Genomic DNA, 24,526 nt, shown 5'->3' on the forward strand with positions numbered 1-24,526 from the left:
CGGAAGCTATCCCGGCACTTTAGGCGATCGGCCTGCCCAGACCTGTCAGGAGACTCACCTGTCAGAGTTTTCGCAAACAGCCCGGCTCAGTCCCACAAGCGGCGCATATATTCCGTGTGGGCCTCTCCGCGCGACAGGCCAATGTCCTTGAGCTGTTCGTCGGTCATTTCGAGCAAGGCAAGCCGGCTTCGACGTCTCTCCAACTGACGGCCGACCCAATTGGCCGCCGCGATGCCTTGTGTTTGCAAGGACCGCCAGAAGGTCGCGGTTCGAGTTGTCGGCTGATGTGCCAGGCATTGCACCATCGTTGCATGATCGGGGCGCATCGCTCATGCCTCCCCGTTGCCGACCACTGAGGCGCCGGCTACCGAGGCGCCGGCTTCGTTCAATGCAATCGCGCATTCCTCGCAGCAGACCTCGACGGTCTTGCCGCCGACCTTGACGCGGATCGGGTTGGCGTCCAGCTGGCAATCGCAGGCAGCGCAGGTTTTCTCGGTCATGATGTCATCTCCTTGGCGTTCAGTTCGACGCGGAGAGATGAGCATTCCGGGGCGGCACCGGCTGTCAGAATCTTTAGCTCTTTGCGTGCTGCTGGCGCTGCCGCGCGGTCCTCCTGACAGAAAGCTGTCAGCAGGCGTAAGCTCTAGGCGCCACAACCTGCGGTGCTGGCGGCATCAGGCCGTGGGGTCGTCGTTGCCGGGAATGAAGGCGTCGAAGGCGGCCAGCAACTGCTCGCGATAGACATCGGCCTCCTGCAGGATCTCGTGCTTGGCGCCATCGATCATCAGCAGCGAGCCGACGCGCAGACGCCTGGTGTAGGCTTCCACGGCCTTGGTCGAGACGACCTGATCGGCGCCGGCGGCGATCATGAGGAGGGGGATCTGAATCTTCGCCATGAAGTCCGGCTCGCTGATGGCTTCGCTTGCCTTGATGGCGGCCCGCAGCCAGCGGATCGTCGGGCCGCCGAGCGCCAATTGTGGATAGTCCTCGTAGATTTTCGTGTTGCGCTGATAGCGCTCAGGGTCCGATGTCACCTTGTTGACGGCAAAGGGCAGGGTCTGCCTGGGTCTAGGCCCCCAGGCGGCATAGAGCCGGCCAAGGCCGAGAAAGCACAAGAGCGAGCAGACGCGGCGCACCGTTTTTGCAGACAGCGGAAAATCGGGCACCGTCAGGAATGGTGCGATCAGCACCATGCGGCGCACCCGGTTGACCATCGACGGCGCGGCGAGCAGCGCAATCACGGCTCCGGCCGAATGGGCGAGGATGTAGTACGGGCCGCGGCAGTCGGGCAGCACGATGTCCTCGAACAATTGTTCGAGATCGCCGGTGTAATCGTAGAAGGAGCGGACATAGCCGCGTTGCGGGTCTCTGATCAGCCGGTCCGAACCGCCCTGGCCGCGCCAGTCGAGCGTGGCGACGCCGAGGCCGCGATCAGTCAGGTTGCGGATGGTCTCGAAATATTTTTCGATGCACTCGTTGCGGCCGGGCAGCAGGACGACCGTGCCCTTCAGCGGCCGCGTGACCGCGGCAAAAAGGCCGTAGCGGATCTTCTTTCCGTCGCGCGTGGTGAAGAAGCCGCCGGCGACATTTTGCGGCGGCGGATTGCCTGGCGTGGGGTGGAAGAGGTCCGTCATTCGGCGCTTGCGTCTTCGTGGTGTCTCACCCCGCAGGGCGTCGGCATGGTGATAGACGCCAATGGATGAAAAGCAAAGGGAGGGGCGCCTAGGGGGCGGACGAACAGCGAGCAAGGCCGGAAGCAGCCTGCGGCGGCGTGCTTCCGGCCTCTGTCGATCCGGGAGGAAGGGACGTTACACCCGGTTCGGCCTCGTCGCGGCGCCTTCTTCCAGCGCCGCCTGGTTCTTGATCCTGGGTGCACTCTAGCCCCGGCCGGCTGAACGGGCGCCGAAGCGGCGGTTCATCTGCCGTTCATCGACGCCTCAATTCACAGCTGTTCAAAAATCCTTGAAATGCGCTTTTGCGCTCCCCAAATGATGGATGCAGCCGCCGATGTCGGGGCTGCTGGTCCACCCGAAACGCCTTTTTCAGGGTTTCGTAGCGGCCATACGCAAACCATGTTGCTCAACAGGAGAACACCTCATGCGTCACGTTGATTTTTCCCCGCTTTATCGCTCGACCGTCGGCTTCGACCGCCTGTTCACCATGCTCGACTCGCTGGCCCAGCCCGATGGCGCGCAGACCTATCCGCCCTACAATATCGAGCGCACCGGCGAGAACGCCTATCGCATCTCGATGGCGGTTGCCGGCTTCTCGGATGAAGAGATCTCGATCGAAGCCCACCGCAACGTGCTGACCGTCAAGGGCGAGCGCAAGGAAGAGGGCAATGGCGAAGGCTCCGAACTGCTCTATCGCGGCATTGCCTCGCGTTCCTTCGATCGCCGCTTCCAGCTTGCCGACCATGTCGAGGTCGTGGGCGCCACGCTGAAGAACGGCCTGCTCTTCGTCGATCTCACCCGCAACATCCCCGAGGAGCTGAAGCCGCGCAAGATCGCGATTACCGCGAGCTCCGAGAAGGCCAAGCAGATCGAGGCCAAGAACGCCGCGTAATCAAGACGGCGGCGTCACGCCCAAGGGACGTAGTAACGCCCAGAAATAGAAGCGTCTCCTCCCGAGACGAAAGCGGCGCCGCGAGGCGCCGCTTTTTTGTTGCGCGGAATCTGTGTCACCCAGAACCGGGAGTTCTGGCTCTTTTGGAACAGGCGCCGTCTTCCCATGAAGGGCGATGTCTGATTTCTCCTTGGCGCTGACGGCCACAATTGCCGCCACCTTCCTGCTCGCCGGCCTCGTCAAGGGCGTTACCGGCATGGGCCTGCCGACGCTGGCAATGGGCCTGCTCGGCACCATCATGCCGCCGGTCGCCGCGGCCTCGCTGCTGATCGTGCCGTCCTTCGTCACCAACATCTGGCAGCTGTTCGCGGGACCGAGCTTTGCCTCGATCCTCAAGCGGCTATGGCTGATGATGATCGGCATCGTTGCCGGCACGCTGGCCGGCTCATGGCTGCTCGCCAGCGACAACGTCAAATGGACGACCGCCGGCCTCGGTGCCGCGCTGATCGTCTATGCCGTCTATACGCTGCTGGCGCGGCAATTGACGGTCCCGATGTCGGCCGAACGCTGGTCGTCGCCCATTATCGGTTTTCTTACCGGCCTCGTTACCGGCGGCACCGGCGTGTTCGTCGTCCCTGCGGTGCCCTACATCCAGGCATTGGGGTTGATCCGCGAGGACCTGATTCAGGCGCTCGGTCTTTCCTTCACCGTATCGACCATCGCGCTTGCCGCCGGCCTTGCCTCGCATGGCGCCTTCCAGGTCGAGCATATCGCGATGTCGTCGCTGGCGGTCCTGCCTGCGCTGCTCGGCATGTGGCTGGGACAGTTGGTGCGGCAGCGGATCAGCCCGGCGACCTTCCGGCGCTGGTTCCTGATTTTCTTGATCCTGCTTGGCCTGGAGTTGTTGGTGCGGCCTTTCTTGGCCTAGCGGCCTTTGCCGGTTGCGAGCACGGCCTCGACGTTTTGCCGATGAACGGGTTCGTACAGCGCGAAGTACTCTACCGCACCGGTGGCGAACATGTCGGCGCCGAAGGTTTTCAAATCCTGCTTCGCCAGATCGGGCTCGTGCCGGCAGCGAAGCAGTTTTTGGACGTAGGCTTGCGTGGCGGCGATGAGGCCTTTGTCGTAGCCGCCTCGTTCGATCGCTTCGAGCGAACCGTGATTGGGCAGGATGCGGTCCATCGGCCAGCCGGCCATGCGTTCGAGATCGACCAGATGTTGCGCCAGACGATCCGCCTCGCTGACATAGGTGATCGGATCCTCGAGTGTGTCGCCTGCCAGGAGCAGGCCGGTTTCGGGAATGAACAGCACCGTGCCGTCATGGCTGTGGATTTCGACTTGGCGCAACTCGACGGCGATCGATCCAACCGTGAGGTCGAGGCTGCCTTCGAAGGTCCTGTTCGGCAGCACGAGCGGCTTGATCGGCGGAATGCCGCCTTCGATCTCGGCCCGGTTTTGCATCAGCGCCGAGGCGGTGAGCGTGTTGGCGATGATCTCGCAATCCTGAAACACCTCATTGCCGGCAATATGATCGTCATGCCAGTGGCTGAGCACGACCCGGATCGAGCTGACGCCCATGGCTTCGAGCGTCTGTCTGATATAGCGCGCGTGCGGTAGCGAAATATGGGTGTCGTAGACAAGAGCGTGCGGCCCGTCGACAACGGCATAGGTGCAGATGCCGAGGGCATAGGCACCGTCGTCCAGCCAGTTCGGCTCGTCCGACCAGGCGCGAACGCCGTCGATGCGGCCATCGTAGAAGCCAAGCACGTTTGGCGCCGGGCGAACCAGCCGCATGGTTGAGCCGAGAGGTGGCTTGGTCATCGGAAAAGCTCAGGTGATCATGTGGCCGAGGTGGTCGACTTCTTCAGCGGTCGTGGCGAAGCTGGCGACGAAGCGGTAGATCGCTTCATTGTCGCCGAGGTGGCCGTCGAAGCTTTGCGGCACGCCCCATTCGTAGAATTTGGCGCCGTCGCCTTGCATTTTTTCCCCCTTGCTGCGGTCGAGAATGGCGAACACTTCATTGGCCTGCGGCAGCCAGGCCAGCCGGCCGGCCGGCGCGTCCTCGATCGCCGCGGCCAGCCTTGCGGCCATCGCATTGGCGTGGCGCGCCATCCTCAGCCACAGATCGTCGGCAAAATAGGCCTCGAACTGGGCCGAGATGAAGCGCGCCTTGGAGAAGGTTTGCCCGGCGCGCTGGCGAAGCAGGCGCAGGTCGCGCGCCACCTCGGGGTTGAGGACGACGACCGCGTCGGCCATCCAGCAGCCATTCTTGGTGCCGCCGAAGGAGATGATGTCGACACCGCTCTTCCAGGTCATTTCGGCAGGGCTGATGTCTGTCGCCGCAACGGCGTTGGCGAAGCGCGCGCCGTCCATGTGCAGCGGCAGCTTGTGACGGCGAGCCACCTCCGAGACAGCTTTGACGTCGTCGACGGTGTAAACGGTGCCGACTTCGGTCGCCTGGGTGATTGTCACCGCCATCGGCTGGCCGGCAGGGACGAGATCCTGCGAATAGCGCTTGATGGCCCGGTCGAGCGCCTGCGGATTGATGCGCCCCAGAGGTCCCGGGACGGGCGACATACGCGCGCCGCCGGTGTAAAAACCCGCGGCGCCGAATTCATCGACATTCATATGCGCTTCCGCATGGCAGAAGGCGACGCCGCCGATCCGGTTCAACGACGCCATGGACAGCGCGTTGGCCGCCGTGCCGGTGGCAACGAAGAAGACCGCGACCTCGCGCTCGAAAATCTCGTTGAAGCGCTTGTAGAGGGCGCGGTCGAGGTCGCCATCGCCATAGGCGGTGGCGATGCCGGCAGCATGGCGGGTCAGGTTGGCCGAGATATCGGGATGGACGCCCGCCCAGTTGTCGGATGCAAAGAACATTCGGAAAGTCCATGTCTGATTGCGAAAAGGAGCGCGACCATGGCTGCTTCGGGGTTTGACGCGCAAGGGCCAAGGGCTGAAAAAGCGGTAAAGCCAGCGGCTGATCACGAAGGCGTGCAGGGACCGAAGTTTTCGTTTCGACTGCGCGTCGCGTAATTTTCTGTCGCCAAACGTCCAAGATTTTTGTGAATCGGTCTTGTGTGTGCCCGGGATTTCTGCCATAAAAATTTAGGACAGTAGTGCTGTCTTATTTTGTCGCACAAGTCAGGCTGGATTGGCGTATCATTTGGGCCACTCCGGCCGTTGCCGCGAGCGACGGGTAGACGGCTCGGCTGTGGCCTGTACGATACCGGATACGAGCCGGCGGCGCATCGCTCGGTTCGCCAAGGATTTCGCAAGACGTGCCGCAAGAATGAGAGCGGAAGCCAGTCGCTTCCCAAGGTAGACCAGCGCCCCAAACGCAAGAAGTGCCAGGGGCCGGAACGGAGGACAGGACGATGACGGAACTGACGCCATCTGCGATTACCGGCCAGGCCGCGCAGACGAAAGCGGCAGCCGTTAAAAAACCATCCATTACCACTGGCCTGACCAAGGGCGGCCGAACCACCAATGGTATGGCCGCGCAGGGTCTCTATGATCCGCGCAACGAGCATGACGCCTGCGGCGTCGGCTTCATCGTCAACATGAAGAACGTCAAGTCGCACCAGATCGTCAAGGACGGGCTGTTCGTGCTCGAAAACCTGACGCATCGCGGCGCCGTCGGCGCCGATCCGCTGATGGGCGACGGCGCCGGCGTGCTGGTGCAGATTCCAGACCGTTTCTTCCGCGAGGAGATGGCGGCCCAGGGCGTCGAACTGCCGGCGGCTGGGCAATACGGCGTCGGCCACTGGTTCATGCCGCAGGACGCTGCACTGCGCGCTCATGTCGAAGACATCATCGCCGAATCGGCGCAGTCCGAGGGGCTGCCGCTGCTCGGTTTCCGTGACGTGCCGGTCGACAATTCATCGCTGTCGAAGGCACCCGATATTGCGGCATCCGAACCGTTCCATCGCCAGGTCTTTATCGGCCGCACGGCCGACATTGCCGACGACGAGGAATACGAGGCCAGGCTGTACCTGCTGCGCAAGGTCATTTCCGGCCGTATCTACGCCGAGAACGACAACAGGGATATCGGCGCCTACTGCGTGTCGCTGTCGGCACGCACCATCGTCTACAAGGGCATGTTCCTGGCCTATCAGGTCGGCGCCTACTACAAGGATCTGTCGGATCCGCGTTTCGAGACGGCGCTGATCCTCGTCCACCAGCGTTTCTCGACCAACACCTTCCCATCGTGGAAGCTGGCGCATCCCTACCGCATGGTCGCGCATAATGGTGAGATCAACACGGTGCGCGGCAACAACAACTGGATGGCGGCGCGCCAGGCCTCGGTCGATTCCGAACTGTTCGGCAACAACATCTCGAAGCTGTGGCCGATCTCCTATGACGGCCAGTCCGACACTGCGTGCTTCGACAATGCGCTCGAATTCCTGTTCCAGGGCGGCTACAGCCTCAGCCACGCCATGATGATGCTGATCCCGGAAGCCTGGGCTGGCAACAAGCTCATGGATGCCGACCGCAAGGCTTTCTACGAATACCATGCAGCGCTGATGGAGCCGTGGGATGGGCCGGCCGCGGTCGCCTTTACCGATGGCCGCCAGATCGGCGCCACGCTCGACCGCAACGGCCTGCGCCCGGCGCGCTACATCGTCACCGACGACGACCGCGTCATCATGGCCTCGGAAGCCGGCGTGCTGCCGGTGCCGGAGGAGAAGATCGTCAAGAAGTGGCGGCTGCAGCCCGGCCGCATGCTTCTGATCGACCTCGCCAAGGGCCGCATCATTTCCGACGAGGAGATCAAGTCGGAGATCGCGACCAGGCACCCGTACAAGACCTGGCTCAACAACACGCAGCTGATCCTCGAAGATTTGAAGCCGGTCGAGCCGCGCGCGCTGCGCAAGGATGTCAGCCTGCTCGATCGCCAGCAGGCGTTCGGCTACAGCCAGGAAGACACCAAGCTGTTGATGTCGCCGATGGCGACCACCGGCCAGGAAGCCGTGGGTTCGATGGGCACCGACACGCCGATCTCGGCGATGTCGGACAAGTCGAAGCTGCTCTACACCTATTTCAAGCAGAACTTCGCCCAGGTCACCAACCCGCCGATCGACCCGATCCGCGAGGAGTTGGTGATGAGCCTGGTGTCGTTCATCGGGCCGCGGCCGAACATCTTCGATCTGGTCGGCAATTCGCGCCGCAAGCGGCTCGAAGTGCGCCAGCCGATCCTGACCAATGGCGATCTGGAAAAGATCCGCTCCATCGGCCACACCGAGGACCGTTTCGATACCAAGACGATCGATATCACCTATGGGTCGAGCGAGGGCGCGGCCGGCATGCAGGGCGCCGTCGAACGTCTGTGCGAGCGGGCGGAAGCAGCTGTCGCCGGCGGCTACAACATCATCATCCTGTCCGACCGCCAGGTCGGTCCGGACCGCATCGCCATCCCGGCACTGCTGGCGACGGCGGCGGTGCATCACCACCTGATCCGCAAGGGCCTGCGCACCGCGGTCGGTCTGGTCGTCGAATCCGGCGAGCCGCGCGAAGTGCATCATTTCTGCTGCCTCGCGGGCTATGGCGCCGAGGCGATCAATCCGTACCTCGCCTTCGACACGCTGCTCGATATGCACAAGCGCGGCGAACTGCCAGCGGAGGTCGACGCCTACGAAGTCGTCTCGCGCTACATCAAGTCGATCGGCAAGGGCATCCTCAAGGTGATGTCCAAGATGGGCATCTCGACCTACCAGTCCTATTGCGGCGCGCAGATCTTCGACGCCATCGGGCTTAAGTCGGATTTCGTGCAGCAGTATTTTACCGGCACCGCGACGCTGATCGAAGGCGTGGGCCTGGACGAGGTTGCGGCCGAGACGCTCAGCCGCCACACCGATGGTTTCGGCAACGACCCGGTGCTGCGCAACAGTCTCGAGGTCGGCGGCGAGTACATGTACCGCATGCGCGGCGAAGCCCATATGTGGTCGCCCGACGCCGTCGCCACCTTGCAGCACGCCGTGCGTCAGGGCTCGTGGGAGACGTTCAAGGAGTATTCGGCGCAGATCGACAGCGAGACGGCCCGTGCCCAGACCATTCGCGGCCTGTTCAGGATCAAGCTGGCGGAAGAGACCGGCCGCAAGAAAGTCGCGATAGAGGACGTGATGTCGGCGGCCGACATCGTCAAGCGCTTCTCGACCGGGGCGATGTCGTTCGGCTCGATCTCACGCGAAGCGCACACCACGCTGGCGCGCGCCATGAACCAGATCGGCGGCAAGTCGAACACCGGCGAGGGCGGCGAAGAAGCCGACCGTTATCTGCCGCTGCCCGGCGGCGGCAAGAACCCCGAACGTTCGGCGATCAAGCAGGTCGCTTCGGGGCGGTTCGGCGTGACGGCCGAGTATCTCGTCAATTCCGATGTCATGCAGATCAAGGTCGCGCAGGGCGCCAAGCCAGGCGAGGGCGGCCAGCTGCCTGGCCACAAGGTCGACGCAACAATTGCCAAGGTCCGGCACTCGACGCCCGGCGTCGGCCTGATCTCGCCGCCGCCGCATCACGACATCTATTCGATCGAGGATCTGGCGCAGCTGATCTACGACCTGAAGAACGTCAATCCAGCCGCCGACGTCTCGGTCAAGCTGGTGTCGGAAGTCGGTGTCGGCACGGTTGCGGCCGGTGTCGCCAAGGCGCGCGCCGACCACATCACCATTTCGGGCTATGATGGCGGCACCGGCGCGTCGCCGCTGACCTCGCTCAAGCATGCCGGCAGCCCGTGGGAAATGGGCCTTGCCGAGACGCACCAGACGCTGGTGCTCAACGGCCTTCGTTCGCGCGTGGCGCTGCAGGTCGATGGCGGCCTGCGCACGGGGCGCGACGTCATCATCGGCGCGCTGCTCGGCGCCGACGAGTTCGGCTTCTCGACCGCGCCGCTGATCGCGGCCGGCTGCATCATGATGCGCAAGTGCCATCTCAACACTTGCCCGGTCGGCGTCGCGACGCAGGACCCGGTGCTGCGCAAGCGCTTCAAGGGCACGCCCGAGCATGTCATCAACTTCTTCTTCTATGTTGCGGAAGAGGTGAGGGGGCTGCTCGCCGAAATGGGCTACACCCATATCGACCAGATCATCGGCGACAGCGATTTGCTGGAAAAGCGCGAGATGATCCAGCACTGGAAGGCGCGCGGGCTCGATTTCGGCAAGATGTTCTTCAAGCCGGATGCGCCGCATGAAGCGGTGCACTGGACCGAGCGGCAGAAGCACCCGATCGACGATGTGCTCGACCGCAAGCTGATCGAACTGGCAAAGCCGGCGCTTGAGGCCAAGCAGCCGGTCAAGATCGAGGTCGACATCCGCAATGTCGACCGCTCGACGGGCGCCATGCTGTCGGGCGAAGTGGCCAAGCGCTTCAGGCACAAGGGCCTGCGCGAAGACACGATCCAGGTGAAGCTGACCGGCACCGCCGGCCAGTCCTTCGGCGCCTTCCTGGCGCGCGGCATCTCGTTCGATCTCGTCGGCGCCGCCAACGACTATGTCGGCAAGGGCCTGTCGGGTGGCCGCATCGTCATCCGGCCGCCGGAAGGGTCCAAGATCGTCGCGGCTGAATCGATCATCGTCGGCAATACGGTGCTCTATGGCGCCACCGAGGGCGAGGCCTATTTCGCCGGTGTCGCCGGCGAACGCTTCGCGGTGCGCAACTCGGGTGTGGCCGCCGTCGTCGAAGGCGTCGGCGATCACGGCTGCGAGTACATGACCGGCGGCATCGTCGTCGTCATCGGCCAGACTGGCCGCAACTTCGCTGCCGGCATGTCGGGCGGCGTCGCCTATGTGCTGGACGAGGCCGGCGATTTCGCCGCGCGCTGCAACATGGCGATGGTCGAGCTGGAGCCGGTTCCAGAAGAAGACGATCTGATGGAAAGGCTGCTGCACCATGGCGGCGACCTGGACCACAAGGGCCGCGTCGACGTCTCCGGCGACATGACCAGCCATGACGAGGAACGGCTCTACCAGCTGATCTCGAACCACGTGCATTTCACCGGTTCGGTGCGCGGCCGCGAGATCCTCGACGACTGGACGACCTTCCGGCCGAAATTCCGCAAGATCATGCCGGTCGAATACCGCCGCGCTTTGATCGAGATGGAACGCATGCGCATGGGCGTGGCGGCGGAATAGGCTTTTGAACTTGCCGGGAGGCCCAGGCTTCCCGGCTGAATTTTTCAGCGACAGTTTGACCTCGGATGCAAGGTTGCCATGGCTGCCTCAAGGGGTTAACGGGTGCGGCGAACCCCGCACCATCTGGACAGCAGGAACTGGACTATGGGCAAGGTAACAGGCTTTCTCGAAATCGACCGGCAGGTACACAAGTACCAGCCGGCCTCCGACCGCATCCGGCATTTCCGCGAGTTCACGCTGCCGATGTCGGACAAGGAGGTCGAGAAACAGGCCGCGCGCTGCATGGATTGCGGCATTCCGTTCTGCCACGGGCCGACCGGTTGCCCGATCCACAACCAGATCCCTGACTGGAACGACCTCGTCTATAATGGCGACTGGGACAATGCGATCCGCAACCTGCATTCGACCAACAATTTCCCGGAATTCACCGGCCGCATCTGCCCAGCGCCCTGCGAGGAAGCCTGCACGCTGAACCTCGAGGACATTCCGGTCGCCATCAAGACGGTCGAGCAGGCGATCGCCGACAAGGCCTATGAGACCGGCCATATCCGGCCCTATCCGCCGGAAAAGAAGACGGGCAAGCGGGTCGCCGTCATCGGCTCCGGCCCGGCCGGCATGGCGGCCGCGCAGCAGCTCGGCCGCGCCGGGCACGAGGTCAGTGTCTATGAGCGTGAGAGCCGCCCCGGCGGGCTGATGCGCTATGGCATTCCCGACTTCAAGATCGAGAAGCACTATATCGACCGTCGCATCGAGCAGATGCAGGGCGAGGGCGTGACTTTCCATTGCGGCGTCAATGTCGGCGTCGACAAGCCTGTGGCAGAGCTGCTCGCCGAATACGACGCGGTGCTCTATTGCGGCGGTTCGGAATCGCCACGCCCGGCCAACATTCCGGGCGACGATCTCGGCGGCGTCTATGATGCCATGCCCTATCTGGTGCAGCAGAACCGCCGGGTTGGCGGCGAGCCGATCCAGTCGGTGGCGTGGCCTTCGCATCCGATCATCGCCGGTGGCCAGCATGTCGTCGTCGTCGGCGGCGGCGATACCGCGTCCGACTGCGTCGGCACTGCCTTCCGCCAGGGCGCGGTGCGTGTCACCCAGCTCGACATCCGCCCGCAGCCGCCGGAGAAGGAAGACAAGCTTGCGGTCTGGCCCTACTGGGCGACCAAGATGCGGACCTCGTCCTCGCAGGCCGAAGGTGCCGAGCGCGAATTCCAGGTCGCGACGCTCGAATTCATCGGCGAGGATGGCCAGTTGACCGGCGTCAAGTGCTGCGAGGTCGACGAGAAGCGCAAGCCGATCGCCGGCACCGAATTCGTCATCCGCGCCGATCTGGCCTTCATCGCCATCGGCTTTGCCGGGCCGGCTGCCGTGGGCGTGGCGAAGGAACTGGAAGGTGAGATGAAAATCACCACCGACAGCCGGCGTTCGCGGAATGTCGAAGCCAACGATCGCGACTACAAGACCAGCGTCGACAAGCTTTTTGCCGCCGGCGACGTGCGCCGCGGCCAGTCGCTGGTGGTGTGGGCGATCCGGGAGGGCCGCCAGGCGGCGCGCTCGATCGACGAAGCGCTGATGGGGACGACGGTACTCCCCCGCTAACGGTTGATTGCCGTCGTCGTATCCGTGGCGGCAGCGGCCTTGGGCGGCCAGGAGAAATCGTCGGCGCGGCCGGGTGATGCCTCGGGCGCTTTGCCTTCGAGGATGAGTTTTTCACCGGGCAGAGCCGGATTGGCCTTTGGCGCCGCCGCGGCGCCGAGAAGTTCGGTGCCGCCGTCGAGCGCTGGATCGTTGAGCAGCATCGGAACGGTGCGGTCGACTACAATCGGGGCGGCGGGCAGCGACGGTGCTTCGACCGGGGCGCCGGCGGGTGCTGCAGCCGTCACCACGCTGCCCGGCGCTGCCAGGCCGAGGATCTTGGCCAGCGGCTTTTCGGTGTAGAAGGCGAGCTTGCGCTTGCCGGCTTTCGAGACGTTGATGCCGTCGTCGGAGCGCAGCCGCACGGCCTGGCCGTTAATATCGGGGCCGGTGGTGACGAAGGCGCCGTTCTCGTCGACGAACCCGTCCCAGACATCGACGAATTCGCCGCCGTTCTTCTCGGCGGCCGAGTGGTAGATGTCGTTGAAGGCGAGCATGTCGGAGGTCATCTTCGGCGCCTTGAAGGCCGGCATGCCGACCCACAGATACGGTACTTTGGTCGACGCCAGCGCTTCGCCGAATGCCTCGGTCCGGCGCTCGTATTCCTTGGTCCAGTTCTCCGAACGCGGCTGTTCGCGCACGTCGTTGACGCGCATCTGCTGACGGTCGTTGGAACCCAGCATGACAACCACGGCGGAAGGTTTTTCGGTCTCGATCAGCGATTTGACCTGTTCGGGCCAATTGTAGACGTCATCGCGCACGAAGCCTGACGAGCCGTTGGCGCGCTGGACGATCCTGATGGCGGGGTTGGCGGCAAAGGCGGTGTCGAGGCCCTCGGCAAGGCCGCTCGCCATGAAATCGCCGATCACCAGGATGACGCGGGAATCCGGCGCCTTCTCGACAATCGGAACGGCAGGTTCAACGGGCGCACGGGGCTTTTTCTTGACCTTCGGCTTTGCCTTTCGGATGTCGAGCGGCGGCTCGATGCGTTCGCTGCGGCGCGGGAACAACAGGTCGCGCAGCGACCAGCCGCGGTCCTGCGGTTGTTCCTGCGCAAAAGCCGGTGTGTGGAAAGTGCCGGCGACTCCCGTCGCCAGGACAACGATGGCCAGAACGAGGATCGGCAAGCGGAAAACGATCACACGGATACGCGCTGCCGAAACCAAGCTCCCTCTCCATCCCTTTGTGCATGACCCTCGCAGGGATCATGCGCAGATCGATGCTACAGCGTCCCTTGCGCGTCGCAAATGCGCTGCACTGCAGCTGGCCCTATTTCTTTCTGAGCCATTTGAGCACTTCCATGCTCGGATACCCGTCCTGGTTCAAGCCGACCTTTGCCTGATAGGTCATGATGGCGGTTTTCGTGCCGTCACCGATCTTGCCGTCGAACTTGCCGTCGTAAAGCCCGTGCTGCGAAAGCCGCTTCTGCAACTCCTGCCTTTCCTCGAAGGACAGTTTGGTGAAAGGCCGCTTCCAGTCCTGCACCAGACCACTAGAGCCGGCGATTTCGTCAGCAAGAAGGCCGACGGCAAGGGCATACTTGTCGGCGTTGTTGTAGGCCTTGATGACGGAGAAGTTCTTGATCATCAGGAAGGCCGGTCCGCCGCGGCCGTCCGGCACTTTCAGCGTTGCCTTGTCGGTTGCGTTCTTGAACGGCTTGCCGTTGGCCCTGGCGACGCCGAGCGCCTGCCATTGCGCCAGCGTCTTTGAGCCGGCGGGCAGTTTGCCAGCCGGAATGGTGACCTCGTAGCCCCAGGTCTTGCCGCCCTGCCAGCCATTCTTCTTCAACAGATTGGCTGATGTCGCCAGCGCATCTGGGATCGAATTCCAGATGTCGCGCTTGCCGTTGCCGTCCATGTCGACGGCATAGTGTTGGTAGCTGGTCGGGATGAACTGGGTCTGGCCCATGGCGCCGGCCCAGGAGCCCATCAGATGGCTTTCGTCGATGTCGCCGGTCTGCAGGATCTTCAGCGCCGCGACCAGCTGGGTGCGGGCGAATTTCGACCGCTTCGGGTCGCCATAGGCGAGCGTCGCCAGCGAGCGGATGACATTGCGCATGATGTCGTTGCGCTTGAGGATCTCGCCATAGTTCGATTCCATGGACCAGATGGCGAGCAGGATGTAGCGGTCGACGCCGAACCTCGCTTCGATCCGGTCCAGCCACGGTTTCCATTTCTTGGCCATCTGCTGGCCGATGGCAACGGACTGGTCATGGACGCGGTTGTCGAAATAGTCCCAGGCGGGCGCGCTGAACTCAGGCTGCGTGCGGGCCTTTTCCAGCACCACCGGGTCGGGTTCGTTGATGCCGCGGAAAGCCTGGTCGTAGACCGCGCCGGAAACACCGCCCGCCACGGCGGTGGCGCGGAAACCGGCGACCCATTGCCGGAAACCGGCATCGGCAAAGGCCGGCCCGGCAGGCATCAGCAAGGCGAGCGAGAGGCTGGCTGCCGTCATGACGCTGGTGAAACGTTTTGCGGCATTGCGAACGGACATCTTTTCCCCCTTCTTTATCTCAGGAAGAACCATTCATCGCCGAACCGGGTTAGGAATTAGTTTACCATAGGTGCCGTCGGGAACGAAAAGACACGTCGATGCTTTAGGCACTGGAAGTTCTCACCAGCAGCTCGTAATCCTCGATTTCGGCGTGAAAATGTCTCGAAACGGGATTGCGGAGCAGGCAATCAAACGGATAATTGACGCATGAAGCGAGTTCGCAAGGCAGTTTTCCCGGTCGCCGGTCTCGGCACGCGGTTCCTCCCGGCCACCAAGGCCATCCCCAAGGAAATGCTGACCGTCGTCGACCGGCCGGTCATCCAGTACGTCGTCGATGAGGCGCGCGAGGCCGGCATCGAACATTTCATCTTCGTCACCGGCCGCAACAAGGCGGTCATCGAGGACCATTTCGATATCCAGTTCGAGCTCTACGACACACTCGCCCAGCGCGGCAAGGACGAGCAGCTGGCCCGCCTGCAGCGGCTGCAGCCGGCACCAGGGCAGACCTCGTTCACCCGCCAGCAGGTGCCGATGGGCCTCGGCCACGCCGTCTGGTGCGCGCGCGAACTGGTCGGCGATGAGCCGTTCGCGCTCTTGCTGCCCGACATGATCATGCAGTCGGAAAAGAGCTGCATGAAGGCCATGGTCGAACTCTATGAGGAGACCGGCAACAACATCATCGCCGTGCAGGAATGCGATCCGGCCGAAACCCACAAATATGGCATTGTCGGGCGCGGCGAGGACACGCATCACGGCTTCCGCATCACCGAGATGGTCGAAAAGCCGAAGGCCGGCACCGCGCCGTCCAATCTCTACATCAACGGCCGCTACATCCTGCAGCCCGAGATCTTCACGATCCTCGAAAGCCAGGAAAAGGGCGCCGGCAACGAGATTCAGCTTACCGACGCGATGCTGAAGCTGGAAAAGCAGCAGCCTTTCTTTGGCTACCACTATCAGGGCCGCACCTTCGACTGCGGGTCACCGGAAGGGTTCGTCGAGGCCAATGTCGCCTTCGCGCTGTGGCGCAGCGACATGAACGAAAACATGGCCGGCGTCATCCGCACGCTGCTCGACGAGATGAAGCCGTCCGAGCGCCGCGGCGCCGCCTTCTAGCTAACGCTGCAATTTCAGCCCCAAATAGACGCTGTTGGCGGTGTAGCTGCGCCCGGGCAGATTGCTGGTCAGCTTTTCGGTGCGGGCGCGGCTGGTGAGGCCGACATAGCGGTTCAGCCACCATGTCAGCCCGGCCTCGGCGCTCAGCGTCAGGTCATGCCCGTCGGAGCCGGTGTAGTCGCGCCAGTCAAGGCCAAGGGCGGCGTTGCCGGTCAGGTCGGCGCGGATCTGCCGTTCGCCGGTGAGGCGGCCTGAATAGAGGAGGTCGCCGCTCTCATTCGCGGTCGTCGTGCCTTCGATCATGGTCTGCGCGGTCAGGCCGATGATGGTGCCGCGTTCGGGCGACCATTTAAGGTCGGCATTCACCGACGCCCCCGAATTCGCCTCCAGCCGGTTGTCGTCGATCGCTTCCCGGAGCCAGCCGGCCGAGAATTCGCCGGCCAGTTTCTCGCCCATGTCCACTTCGACACCGGCGCGCGCGCCAAGCCGCGTCGACGACCGTTCAAAGCCGCTTGAATCGACGCGCAGATCATAGGCGCGTCGGCCGACTTCGACTTCGGCGAAAGGCGTGATGGCGGGCGAGATCTCGTAACCGGTGCGCAAGGTCGCGGTGTAGAGGGTGGAATCGCGATCCTTCTGCGACAACACGGTGCCGTCCGTCAGCTTCGCGTCGCCATAGATATCGTGGGAGACCGCGCCGGTCAGCGCGAAGCGGAGCTTGCCGACATCCTTCTTGACGGCGAGGCTGCCGTCGACGGTCTGACGGATCGGCTGCGATGTGACGCCGGCAATGGCGTCGGGCGAGGACGCCGATTCCGGCGCAATCTCGTAGCCGAGTTTGGCGATGGCGCGCAGTTCATTGTCGAGGTCGACATTGAGCGTGCCTTCGATACGACCGCGCCCCTCGTTGATCTTCTGGCCCGAAATGGTGTTGCGGAAGTTGCCGTAGCCGTCGATGACAGCCGAATTCTCGCGCCAGTCGGAGGCGGCAGAGAAACGCAGCGCCGTTTCGGACAGCACCGCCGAGTTGCCGCCGCTGCTGGAATCGGCGTTCGACGTGATGGTAACGCCTTGCTCCAGCGTCGGCCGCAGCAGGAAGGAGCCGACCTTGATGCCGGTTGCCGCGTAGGGGTCGTCCTCGGGCTTCTTCTTCTGGCCTTCGATGGCATCGGTACGCTCGGCGCCAGGGTCGAGCTTCTGCCGGTCGACACTATCGACGGTGAGGGCACGGCGGTTGGCCGTATCCTGCTCGGTGTCGTCTGTCGTGTCGGTCTGCGTTGTTCCGGTCGTGGTCGAGTCCGTGGCCTGGCCAGGCTTCTTCTTGTCGGCAGCCTTGGTTTTGTCTTTGGTCTTGTCCGCAGCGACGGCGCGCTGTTTTGCCGTCGACGGCCGGCGTGGCTGGACGGTTGGCGGCTGGTCGGCGAACGAATCGTCGGTGGCTTGCGGCGGGTCGAAAATGCTGTTTGCGCCGGCTTGTGACGGGTCGGTGTCGTCCGGCAAGGCGCCATCGCTGGCCGGCACATAGGCGGTTGGCGTGTTCTCCGTGGGGGCGGTGTCGGCAGGCGCCGGCTTGACCTGCGTGTTGGCCTTGCGCAATTGCCTGACCCGGCGCTGCTGATCGGACAGGATCGCCGATTCCGAGACTTCGCCGCGCAACTCGGTTTCCTGGGCATAAAGCGCAGTTGGCCGCAGCAATGCGAGCACGCTCGTCGCCACAAACAGAGCGCAAAAGGCTCCGCCCGTTCGACCTTTTTTCTTTTCAGGTTTGGCCCGCGACATCGTCACCACTGCTTGCGCGGCGCAAGCGCGCCATACTTACCGAACCGTAAACGGGGATGGTTAACGGAGGGTTGAAGGGGTGCCTGTCAGACCTGGCCGGACGGCAATTCTGTTGGACAGGCGAACGGCAACGCGCTAATCGCATCAGCCATGCATGCGAGATCCCCAGAAAAGAAGCCTTTGGAGGCTTCGATCGCCTCGGCGCTGAGAACGGTAGCCACGGAACAGGCCGGCGTGGCGGCATTGGCTGCCGCGCTGGAAAACGGACTGGCCGAACCCTTCGCCCACGCCGTCGACATTATCTCGCGCATCGACGGCCGCGTCATCGTCACCGGCGTCGGCAAAAGCGGCCATATCGGCTCCAAGATCGCCGCCACGCTCGCCTCGACCGGCACGCCCGCCTTCTTCGTCCATCCGGCGGAGGCCAATCATGGCGATCTCGGCATGATCGCCAGGGATGATGCCATCATCGCCATGTCGTGGTCCGGCGAGAGCAAGGAATTGATGGGCATCGTCGCCTATTCCAGGCGCTTTTCGATCCCGCTGATTGCCATCACCTCCGGCGCGACTTCGGCGCTGGCGCGCGCGGCCGACGTGGTGCTGCTTCTGCCATCGGTACCGGAAGCCTGCCCTCACGGCCTGGCGCCGACGACATCGACGCTGCTGCAACTGGTCGTCGGCGATGCGCTGGCCATCGCGTTGCTCGAAGCGCGCGGTTTCACGCCCGACCATTTCCGCACCTTCCATCCCGGTGGCCAGCTCGGCGCCAATCTGACTCTCGTCTCCGAGATCATGCGGGTCGGCGACCAGATTCCGCTAGCCGTGCTTGGCACCAAGATGCCTGAAGCGGTCATGACGCTGTCGAACAAGAAAGTCGGCTGTGTCTGCGTCGTCGACGCGAAGGGCGAACTGGTCGGGATCATCACCGACGGCGATGTCGCGCGCAATTTGCATCGCAACCTGGCCGATATCGCCGTGGACGACATCATGACCCGCACACCGAAGACGGTCGACCCTCAGACTCTGGCCGGCACGGCGATCGCGCTTCTCAACGAATACAATATCGGTGCGCTGGTGGTGACCGAAAACAGGATGCCCGTGGGGGTGATTCACTTCCACGATTTGCTGCGCATCGGCGCGGCCTGAGGAAGCTCAAAGCGCGTCGCATTGGGGTGACCTACGCGACGCGCTTCGATTTTTTTGCCAAAAATGCGCAGGGCGCTTTTGGGTGTTCAGACAGCCTCGACCGTCAGTTCCAGATCGGTGTCGGCCGAGCTGACGACCCGCACCTGTGTACCAGCCGGCAGGTCAGGACCGGAGACGCGCCACAGCGTGTCGCCGAGTTTTATGCGACCGCGACCATCCTTGATCGGTTCGGCAAGGGTAGCCATCTTGCCGACCATCTGTGCGCCGCGGCGGTTGAGCAGCGGCTGGTCGGTCGCGTCATGACGCCCGCCAACCAGCTTCTTGCCGGCGAAGGCCGAGACCAGCGACAGCGCCAGGAAGGCGAGGACCTGGACTTCCCAGGTCCAGAAACTTGCGTCCCAGATCAGCAGGGAAACCACGCCGATCAACAGCGCGGCGATGCCGATCCACAGCATGAAGATGCCAGGCGCTATGACCTCCATCACCAGGAGGACGAAGCCCAGAACCATCCAGTTCCACGGGCCAAGTTCGGAAATGATGCGGTCGAACATCGGAGTGAGCTCCTATGACCTCAGTTCTCGTCTGATCTCAGTTCTCGCTCGGGCGAACCACCGGAGGGCGGGCAGTCCGTGCGGCGCCGGCAGTGCCTTCGCTGCGGAACACCTCCTTGGCGATCTCGCTAATGCCGCCGAGCGTGCCGATCAGCGCCGAGGCTTCCATCGGCATCAGCACGACCTTGCTGTTGTTGGCGGTGCCGATCTTGCCCATCGCTTCGGTGTATTTCAGCGCCACGAAGTAGTTGAGCGCCTGCACGTCACCCTTGGAGATGGCTTCCGAAACAACCTGGGTAGCGCGGGCTTCGGCCTCGGCCGAGCGTTCGCGCGCCTCGGCGTCGCGGAAGGCGGCTTCCTTGCGGCCTTCGGCCTCGAGGATCTGCGACTGCTTGAGACCTTCGGCGGCAAGGATCTGCGCACGCTTGTTACGTTCGGCCGTCATCTGCCGGCCCATCGATTCGATGAGGTTGGCCGGCGGATTGATGTCCTTGATCTCGACGCGGGTGATCTTGATGCCCCACGGGTGCGCCGCTTCGTCTACGACGCGCAGCAGCCGCTCGTTGATGGCGTCGCGGTTGGACAAGAGTTCGTCGAGGTCCATCGAGCCCATAACGGTACGGATGTTGGTCATCGTCAGGTTGAGGATGGCGTTCTCCAGGCCGGCGACCTGGTAGGCGGCCTGCGCGGCATTGAGGATCTGGTAGAAGGCGATGCCGTCGACACCCACAATGGCGTTGTCGCGGGTGATGATTTCCTGGCTCGGAACGTCGAGCACCTGCTCCATCATGTTCATCTTGGCGCCGATACGGTCGACGAACGGCACGATGAGGTTGAGGCCGGGGCTTAGTGTTTTGGTGTAACGACCAAAGCGCTCCACCGTATAATTGTAGCCTTGCGGGATTGTCCGGATGCCTTTGATAAGAAGCACCAACACCAGAAAGGCAAGCGCACCAATCGCAATACCGAAACCACTGAAGTCCATTTAAATCTCCCTCAGATGCCGGCCATGGCGTTGATTCCATGCAACCGACTTCACCAAACACTTAGGTGTGTTTCAATAATGTTACAATCAGGTGATCGCTGATTGTTAGTGCGTAGAATACCGCAACAGTGGCGATCGATCGCTACAACGTAGCGGGCTCAGGCCCAGCCCGACAGTTCGCGCCGCACCATCGCCTCGATCACCGCCATGCCTTCTGCGCTGTCGTTGAGGCATGGGATGTGAGCGAATTTTTCGCCGCCGGCATGGTGGAAGGTCTCGGCCGCCTCGCGGCCGATCTCGTCCAGCGTCTCGATGCAATCGACGGAAAAGCCGGGATTGACGATGGCGATCGACTTCACGCCGTCCTTCGCCAGTTTCTCGACCGTCTTGTCGGTATAGGGTTGCAGCCACTCCTGTGCGCCGAAGCGCGACTGGAAGGTGATGATCAGTTTCTTTTCATCCCACCCCAGTCGTTCGCGCAGCAGACGCGTCGTCTTCTGGCAGTGGCAGTGATAGGGATCGCCCTTCTCGAAATAAGGCTTCGGGATGCCGTGATAGGAGGTGATGACCACCTCCGGTTCGAAGTCGAGCATCGCCAGATGCCGTTCGATCGAGCGGGCAAGTGCCTCGATATAAACCGGCTCGGCATAGTAGGGCGGCACGCTGCGGATGGCGGGCGCCGCCCGCATCTTCATCAGCGCGCGAAACAGCTGGTCGTTGGCGGTCGCTGTGGTGGTCGCCGAATATTGCGGATAGAGCGGAAAGGAAAGGATGCGGTCGCAGCCCTGCGAGACCAGCTTTTCGGCAACGCTCGCGGTCGAAGGATTGCCGTAGCGCATCGCCCAGTCGACGGCGACATTGGGGAGATCGCGCAGTGCTTCGGTCAGTTTTTCGCTCTGGGCGCGGGTGTAGGTGCGCAGCGGTGACTCGTTCTTCTCGCGGTTCCAGATCCTGGCATAGTTGGCGCCGGACTTCTTCGGTCGCGTGGTCAGCACCAGGCCATAGAGGATCGGGTACCAGATCGCCTTGTTGAGCTCGATGACGCGCGGATCGGACAGGAATTCACGGAGGTAGCGCCACATCGGCTTGAAATCGGTGCCGTCGGGCGTGCCGAGATTGACCAGCATGACGCCGATCTTGCCGGCCTTGACCGGCGGATGTCCCGCCGGCACTGGGCCGAGCGCTTTCGCGGCTTTGGGGTCGACAGGCGTGGAAAGCGTCATGGAAGGTCTCCCGACACCGCGCGAAACCGACGATGTCGCGGCGAAACTAGCGATGCGGCGCGCGTTTTCAATGCTGCGTCTGGCCGCACCTTACCCTGAAAGCCAAAACCCCCCGTTTTTCCGGACGGGTTTTGCTGGTCGCATGCGCGCGAAGCGCAGTTACTTCGGCGGTATGGTCAGGGTCGCGCCGACCGGCAGCCGGCGTGGCTCGTAGCCCTTGTTGGCCTCGGAGATCACCTTCCATTTGGTGCCGTCGCCATAGGCCTTCTTGGCCAGGTCCCAATAGGTATCGCCGGCGACGATGACGTGGCTGGCCTCGGCCGGCTTTGCCGGCTCGGCAGGGGCAGGCGTTGCGGGAGCAGGGGCTGCTTCAGCCGGTTTGGCCGGTTCGGTAGGCGCTGCCGGGGCCGTTTCCGCCGGCACACTCGGCGGGGTGGTGGATATGTCGCCGGAGCCTGCCGGCAACGCGGGCATCGCCGGCTCCGCCTCGGCCGGTTTTGCCGGCTCGGCCGGAGCAGGTGCCGGTTCGGCAGGTTTTGCCGGTTCAGCGGCCGGGGCAGCCGCTACGGTTGCGGCGACCTCGGTGATGCGGCCGTCGAGTTTCGGCGTATAGGGCCGATGCGCGGCGAGATAGTCGGCGACCACCTGTTCCAGGCCGGGGCCGTAATCATAGGCGTTTTTGGCCTTGTCGGCGAAGACCTTGTAGCCGTCGCCGCCCTGGCGGACATAATTGTTGGTGGCGACCAGATAGTCCTTGTCCGGGTTGATCGGCGCCCAGGCGCCGCCTTCCATCACCTCGACCGACTTGACGCGGCCGGCATTGGGCGCGACCGACTTGTCGAAGGCGTATTTGAGACCTGCCACCTGCGGGAAGCGGCCGGCGCCGTCCTCGACCTGGCTCACGCCGTTTTCCAGCCCGGCTACCAGATCCTTGCCGGAAATCTGGAAGGTCGCCAGCGTGTTCTGGAACGGCAGCACGGTCAGCACCTCGCCCATGGTCACGGTGCCCTTGTCGATCGAAGCGCGCAGGCCGCCGCCATTGGAGACGACGATCTCGACGCCCTGTCCCTTGACGCGGTCGAGGATGGCCTCGGAGACGAGGTTGCCCATCGCGCATTCCTTGGTGCGGCAATTCTCGCGGCTGCCGTCGATGGCCTCGGTGGTCTCGGCGACTTCCTTGTTCTTCAGCGCCTCGATCGGCGCGCCGAGTTCCTTGATGCGGGCAAGCACCGCCGGATCGGGGGTAATCGACTTGTCGAGGAAGATCGGGTCGCCGCTGGCTTCCTTGACGTTGCCATTGTCGTCGAACACGACCTTGAACTCGCCGAGATATTTCGAATAGGACGCCGCCTGCACCACCGGCACCTTGGAGCCGTCGGGGTTGTCGACCATCGTCGGGTAGGGGCCTTCGGCCTTCGGGTCGATATTGGACAGAAGCGAATGGCTGTGGCCGCCGACGACCACGTCGATGCCGGGGATCTTGGCAATGACATCGCGCTCGCGCCTGTAGCCGATATGGGTGACGGCGATGATCTTGTTGACGCCTTGCGCCTTCAGCTTCTCGACCTCCGCCGTGATCGACTTGACGTCGTCGGCGATGGCGATGTTGGGGCCAGGCGAGGCGAGTTCCGGCGTGTCATTGGTCACGGCGCCGATGATGCCGATCTTCTGGCCGCCGACCTCGACGACGATCGACGGCTTGATCTTGCCCGCGGCGCCGGACTTGTCGTTGGGCAGGACATTGGCGCTGACGACCGGGAACTGTGCCTTGTCGAGGTAAGGCACCAGCGCGCTCTCGCCATCGTCAAATTCGTGGTTGCCGAGCGTCACCGCGTCGGGCTTGATCTGATTGAGGAATTCCTCCTCCGCGGTGCCCTTGTAGGTGATGTAGAACAGCGATCCCTGGAAGCTGTCGCCTGCATTGAGCAGCAGCACGTTCTGGCCTTCGAGCTTCTTGCGCTCCTGGGCGATCGCGGTGACCAGCCGGCCGGCGCCGCCGATGCATTCACCCTTGGTCTCCTCCTCGGCCGAGCAGGTCGACTCATATTTGTTGTTGCCTTCGATGCGGCTGTGCCAATCGTTGAAATGCAGGATGTTCAGCGTGTAGTCGGCAAAGGATGGTGCGGCCGACAGGCCAAGCGTCGAGGCAGAAAGGGCGGCAATGGCAGCGAGCTTCTTCATCTTCGTCTCCCGGATGGATGTGGTCGAGCCGTTTAACGCCCAGTGTGAACGGGGCATAACAGCCAGCTTTTCCGGCATGTTCACATCGCGGTTGTGGCGATGCAAGAAGAATCAGGGTGGACGAAATCGGCATCGGTTTGCCGGCATAAAAAAGGCGGCGGCGTCGCGCCGCCGCCTTTTCGCAAGGCCGTATGCGATGGGCTCAGCTGCGCCTGGTCAGCACGAAGTTCTGGCCGGCGGAGCTGGTGCAATTCAGCTGGTTGATCGACACCAGCAGGCAGTTGAAAGCGATCGGCTGCTGTCGGATCAGCGAGGTGCCGTTGATCTCGACCGAGGTGGCGCCGGTCTTGGTGTAGCTGCCATCAGCGAATTTCTCGCCGGTCTCTGCCGAAACGGTGGTGAAGACGCCGCCGTTCAATGTCGAGACCGCCTTGCCTTCGGCGTTCAGCCAAGAGCCCTCGACGCCTCGCGGCTGCGATGAGATCGGCGGCCCGTCGGAGCTGCCGGTGGTGCAGGCGGCAATCATCGTCGCAAGAGCGCCCGCCGCGCCCGCCGAAAGAATTTTGCGCGCAATCGTCATATGAAATCCTCTCCTGACGCATCGGCCCAATCGCCAAACAACGTTTTGGGAAACACGATGTGCGTGGCCTCAAGTTTCCAGAGCGGTCCCTCGTGCGCCCAAATGGATGCACACTGCTCTCGTCCGCATCCCTTCAATCGCCCGATTTC

At 63.2% G+C, this 24,526-nt stretch carries 19 protein-coding genes; 6 read left to right on the forward strand and 13 right to left on the reverse strand.

All coding sequences use genetic code 11. The annotated features are described in order from the left end of the window. Positions 1-86 precede the first annotated feature (86 nt). From AC1D1N_RS22250 to AC1D1N_RS22260, 3 genes are all read right to left on the reverse strand, one after another. Positions 87-326, reverse strand: coding sequence for a DUF1127 domain-containing protein (locus AC1D1N_RS22250; protein ID WP_112559267.1), 240 nt, complete (start codon positions 324-326; stop codon positions 87-89). A gap of 3 nt (positions 327-329) precedes the next feature. Beyond that, on the reverse strand, positions 330-500 hold the full coding sequence (locus AC1D1N_RS22255; RefSeq protein WP_181057448.1) for a hypothetical protein: 171 nt from the start codon (positions 498-500) through the stop codon (positions 330-332). Positions 501-674: 174 nt separating this feature from the next. Beyond that, a complete protein-coding gene (locus AC1D1N_RS22260; protein ID WP_112559268.1) occupies positions 675-1,634 on the reverse strand; it encodes an alpha/beta hydrolase in 960 nt (319 codons plus the stop codon). A gap of 463 nt (positions 1,635-2,097) precedes the next feature. Between AC1D1N_RS22260 and AC1D1N_RS22265 the strand changes: the two genes are divergently transcribed. Next, positions 2,098-2,565 carry an Hsp20 family protein gene (locus AC1D1N_RS22265; RefSeq protein ID WP_477351058.1) on the forward strand — a complete coding sequence of 156 codons (468 nt, stop codon included), beginning with the start codon at positions 2,098-2,100 and terminating at the stop codon, positions 2,563-2,565. Between the two features lie 175 nt (positions 2,566-2,740). After that, positions 2,741-3,493, forward strand: coding sequence for a sulfite exporter TauE/SafE family protein (locus AC1D1N_RS22270; RefSeq protein ID WP_477351060.1), 753 nt, complete (start codon positions 2,741-2,743; stop codon positions 3,491-3,493). On the opposite strand, the gene AC1D1N_RS22275 is transcribed toward AC1D1N_RS22270, so the two are convergent. Both AC1D1N_RS22275 and AC1D1N_RS22280 read right to left on the reverse strand, forming a co-directional pair. After that, positions 3,490-4,386 (reverse strand): MBL fold metallo-hydrolase, encoded by an 897-nt coding sequence (locus AC1D1N_RS22275; RefSeq protein WP_477351062.1) that lies wholly within the window; start codon positions 4,384-4,386, stop codon positions 3,490-3,492. The two genes, AC1D1N_RS22270 and AC1D1N_RS22275, sit on opposite strands and share 4 nt — an antisense overlap. Positions 4,387-4,395: 9 nt before the next feature. Continuing rightward, positions 4,396-5,445, reverse strand: a complete 1,050-nt coding sequence (locus tag AC1D1N_RS22280; RefSeq protein ID WP_477351064.1) for a threonine aldolase family protein — start codon at positions 5,443-5,445, stop codon at positions 4,396-4,398. Between the two features lie 497 nt (positions 5,446-5,942). Between AC1D1N_RS22280 and gltB the strand changes: the two genes are divergently transcribed. Together gltB and AC1D1N_RS22290 are read left to right on the forward strand one after the other, a co-directional pair. Continuing rightward, the gene (gltB, locus tag AC1D1N_RS22285) at positions 5,943-10,691 is read left to right on the forward strand and encodes a glutamate synthase large subunit (protein WP_477351066.1); all 4,749 of its coding nucleotides are present in this window, start codon (positions 5,943-5,945) and stop codon (positions 10,689-10,691) included. 144 nt (positions 10,692-10,835) lie between these two features. Continuing rightward, complete coding sequence (locus tag AC1D1N_RS22290; RefSeq protein ID WP_112559274.1) at positions 10,836-12,290, forward strand: glutamate synthase subunit beta; 1,455 nt, start codon at positions 10,836-10,838, stop codon at positions 12,288-12,290. On the opposite strand, the gene AC1D1N_RS22295 is transcribed toward AC1D1N_RS22290, so the two are convergent. Beyond that, the gene (locus AC1D1N_RS22295) at positions 12,287-13,492 is read right to left on the reverse strand and encodes an SGNH/GDSL hydrolase family protein (RefSeq protein WP_477351069.1); all 1,206 of its coding nucleotides are present in this window, start codon (positions 13,490-13,492) and stop codon (positions 12,287-12,289) included. The genes AC1D1N_RS22290 and AC1D1N_RS22295 overlap by 4 nt on opposite strands. A 103-nt stretch (positions 13,493-13,595) precedes the next feature. Further along, the gene (locus AC1D1N_RS22300; RefSeq protein ID WP_477351071.1) at positions 13,596-14,819 is read right to left on the reverse strand and encodes a lytic murein transglycosylase; all 1,224 of its coding nucleotides are present in this window, start codon (positions 14,817-14,819) and stop codon (positions 13,596-13,598) included. 207 nt (positions 14,820-15,026) lie between these two features. Between AC1D1N_RS22300 and galU the strand changes: the two genes are divergently transcribed. Beyond that, a complete protein-coding gene (galU, locus tag AC1D1N_RS22305) occupies positions 15,027-15,932 on the forward strand; it encodes a UTP--glucose-1-phosphate uridylyltransferase GalU (protein ID WP_477351073.1) in 906 nt (301 codons plus the stop codon). On the opposite strand, the gene AC1D1N_RS22310 is transcribed toward galU, so the two are convergent. Beyond that, the gene (locus AC1D1N_RS22310) at positions 15,933-17,711 is read right to left on the reverse strand and encodes an outer membrane beta-barrel protein (protein WP_477351075.1); all 1,779 of its coding nucleotides are present in this window, start codon (positions 17,709-17,711) and stop codon (positions 15,933-15,935) included. It lies immediately after the preceding gene. A 150-nt stretch (positions 17,712-17,861) separates the two neighbouring features. Between AC1D1N_RS22310 and AC1D1N_RS22315 the strand changes: the two genes are divergently transcribed. Continuing rightward, positions 17,862-18,857: a KpsF/GutQ family sugar-phosphate isomerase gene (locus AC1D1N_RS22315; RefSeq protein ID WP_477351077.1), complete on the forward strand. Its 996-nt coding sequence runs from the start codon at positions 17,862-17,864 to the stop codon at positions 18,855-18,857. An 86-nt stretch (positions 18,858-18,943) separates the two neighbouring features. On the opposite strand, the gene AC1D1N_RS22320 is transcribed toward AC1D1N_RS22315, so the two are convergent. The 5 genes from AC1D1N_RS22320 to AC1D1N_RS22340 form a co-directional block, all read right to left on the reverse strand. Beyond that, the gene (locus tag AC1D1N_RS22320) at positions 18,944-19,408 is read right to left on the reverse strand and encodes an NfeD family protein (protein WP_112559279.1); all 465 of its coding nucleotides are present in this window, start codon (positions 19,406-19,408) and stop codon (positions 18,944-18,946) included. A gap of 37 nt (positions 19,409-19,445) precedes the next feature. After that, positions 19,446-20,393, reverse strand: coding sequence for an SPFH domain-containing protein (locus AC1D1N_RS22325; RefSeq protein WP_352556112.1), 948 nt, complete (start codon positions 20,391-20,393; stop codon positions 19,446-19,448). 158 nt (positions 20,394-20,551) lie between these two features. Next, a complete protein-coding gene (hemH, locus tag AC1D1N_RS22330; protein ID WP_477351079.1) occupies positions 20,552-21,616 on the reverse strand; it encodes a ferrochelatase in 1,065 nt (354 codons plus the stop codon). A gap of 159 nt (positions 21,617-21,775) precedes the next feature. Further along, the gene (locus tag AC1D1N_RS22335) at positions 21,776-23,797 is read right to left on the reverse strand and encodes a 5'-nucleotidase C-terminal domain-containing protein (RefSeq protein ID WP_477351081.1); all 2,022 of its coding nucleotides are present in this window, start codon (positions 23,795-23,797) and stop codon (positions 21,776-21,778) included. Between the two features lie 202 nt (positions 23,798-23,999). Then, positions 24,000-24,377: an Omp10 family outer membrane lipoprotein gene (locus tag AC1D1N_RS22340; protein WP_477351082.1), complete on the reverse strand. Its 378-nt coding sequence runs from the start codon at positions 24,375-24,377 to the stop codon at positions 24,000-24,002. Positions 24,378-24,526 lie beyond the last annotated feature (149 nt).

Source organism: Mesorhizobium sp. P2_B5 (assembly GCF_056404775.1).

What these genes read in the sequence shown, in the direction of transcription:
- AC1D1N_RS22250 (WP_112559267.1), bottom strand. Translation starts at nt 326, where the DNA reads ATGCGCCCCGATCATGCAACGATGGTGCAATGCCTGGCACATCAGCCG.
- AC1D1N_RS22255 (WP_181057448.1), bottom strand. Translation starts at nt 500, where the DNA reads ATGACCGAGAAAACCTGCGCTGCCTGCGATTGCCAGCTGGACGCCAAC.
- AC1D1N_RS22260 (WP_112559268.1), bottom strand. Translation starts at nt 1,634, where the DNA reads ATGACGGACCTCTTCCACCCCACGCCAGGCAATCCGCCGCCGCAAAAT.
- AC1D1N_RS22265 (WP_477351058.1), top strand. Translation starts at nt 2,098, where the DNA reads ATGCGTCACGTTGATTTTTCCCCGCTTTATCGCTCGACCGTCGGCTTC.
- AC1D1N_RS22270 (WP_477351060.1), top strand. Translation starts at nt 2,741, where the DNA reads ATGTCTGATTTCTCCTTGGCGCTGACGGCCACAATTGCCGCCACCTTC.
- AC1D1N_RS22275 (WP_477351062.1), bottom strand. Translation starts at nt 4,386, where the DNA reads ATGACCAAGCCACCTCTCGGCTCAACCATGCGGCTGGTTCGCCCGGCG.
- AC1D1N_RS22280 (WP_477351064.1), bottom strand. Translation starts at nt 5,445, where the DNA reads ATGTTCTTTGCATCCGACAACTGGGCGGGCGTCCATCCCGATATCTCG.
- gltB (WP_477351066.1), top strand. Translation starts at nt 5,943, where the DNA reads ATGACGGAACTGACGCCATCTGCGATTACCGGCCAGGCCGCGCAGACG.
- AC1D1N_RS22290 (WP_112559274.1), top strand. Translation starts at nt 10,836, where the DNA reads ATGGGCAAGGTAACAGGCTTTCTCGAAATCGACCGGCAGGTACACAAG.
- AC1D1N_RS22300 (WP_477351071.1), bottom strand. Translation starts at nt 14,819, where the DNA reads ATGTCCGTTCGCAATGCCGCAAAACGTTTCACCAGCGTCATGACGGCA.
- galU (WP_477351073.1), top strand. Translation starts at nt 15,027, where the DNA reads ATGAAGCGAGTTCGCAAGGCAGTTTTCCCGGTCGCCGGTCTCGGCACG.
- AC1D1N_RS22310 (WP_477351075.1), bottom strand. Translation starts at nt 17,711, where the DNA reads ATGTCGCGGGCCAAACCTGAAAAGAAAAAAGGTCGAACGGGCGGAGCC.
- AC1D1N_RS22315 (WP_477351077.1), top strand. Translation starts at nt 17,862, where the DNA reads ATGCATGCGAGATCCCCAGAAAAGAAGCCTTTGGAGGCTTCGATCGCC.
- AC1D1N_RS22320 (WP_112559279.1), bottom strand. Translation starts at nt 19,408, where the DNA reads ATGTTCGACCGCATCATTTCCGAACTTGGCCCGTGGAACTGGATGGTT.
- AC1D1N_RS22325 (WP_352556112.1), bottom strand. Translation starts at nt 20,393, where the DNA reads ATGGACTTCAGTGGTTTCGGTATTGCGATTGGTGCGCTTGCCTTTCTG.
- hemH (WP_477351079.1), bottom strand. Translation starts at nt 21,616, where the DNA reads ATGACGCTTTCCACGCCTGTCGACCCCAAAGCCGCGAAAGCGCTCGGC.
- AC1D1N_RS22335 (WP_477351081.1), bottom strand. Translation starts at nt 23,797, where the DNA reads ATGAAGAAGCTCGCTGCCATTGCCGCCCTTTCTGCCTCGACGCTTGGC.
- AC1D1N_RS22340 (WP_477351082.1), bottom strand. Translation starts at nt 24,377, where the DNA reads ATGACGATTGCGCGCAAAATTCTTTCGGCGGGCGCGGCGGGCGCTCTT.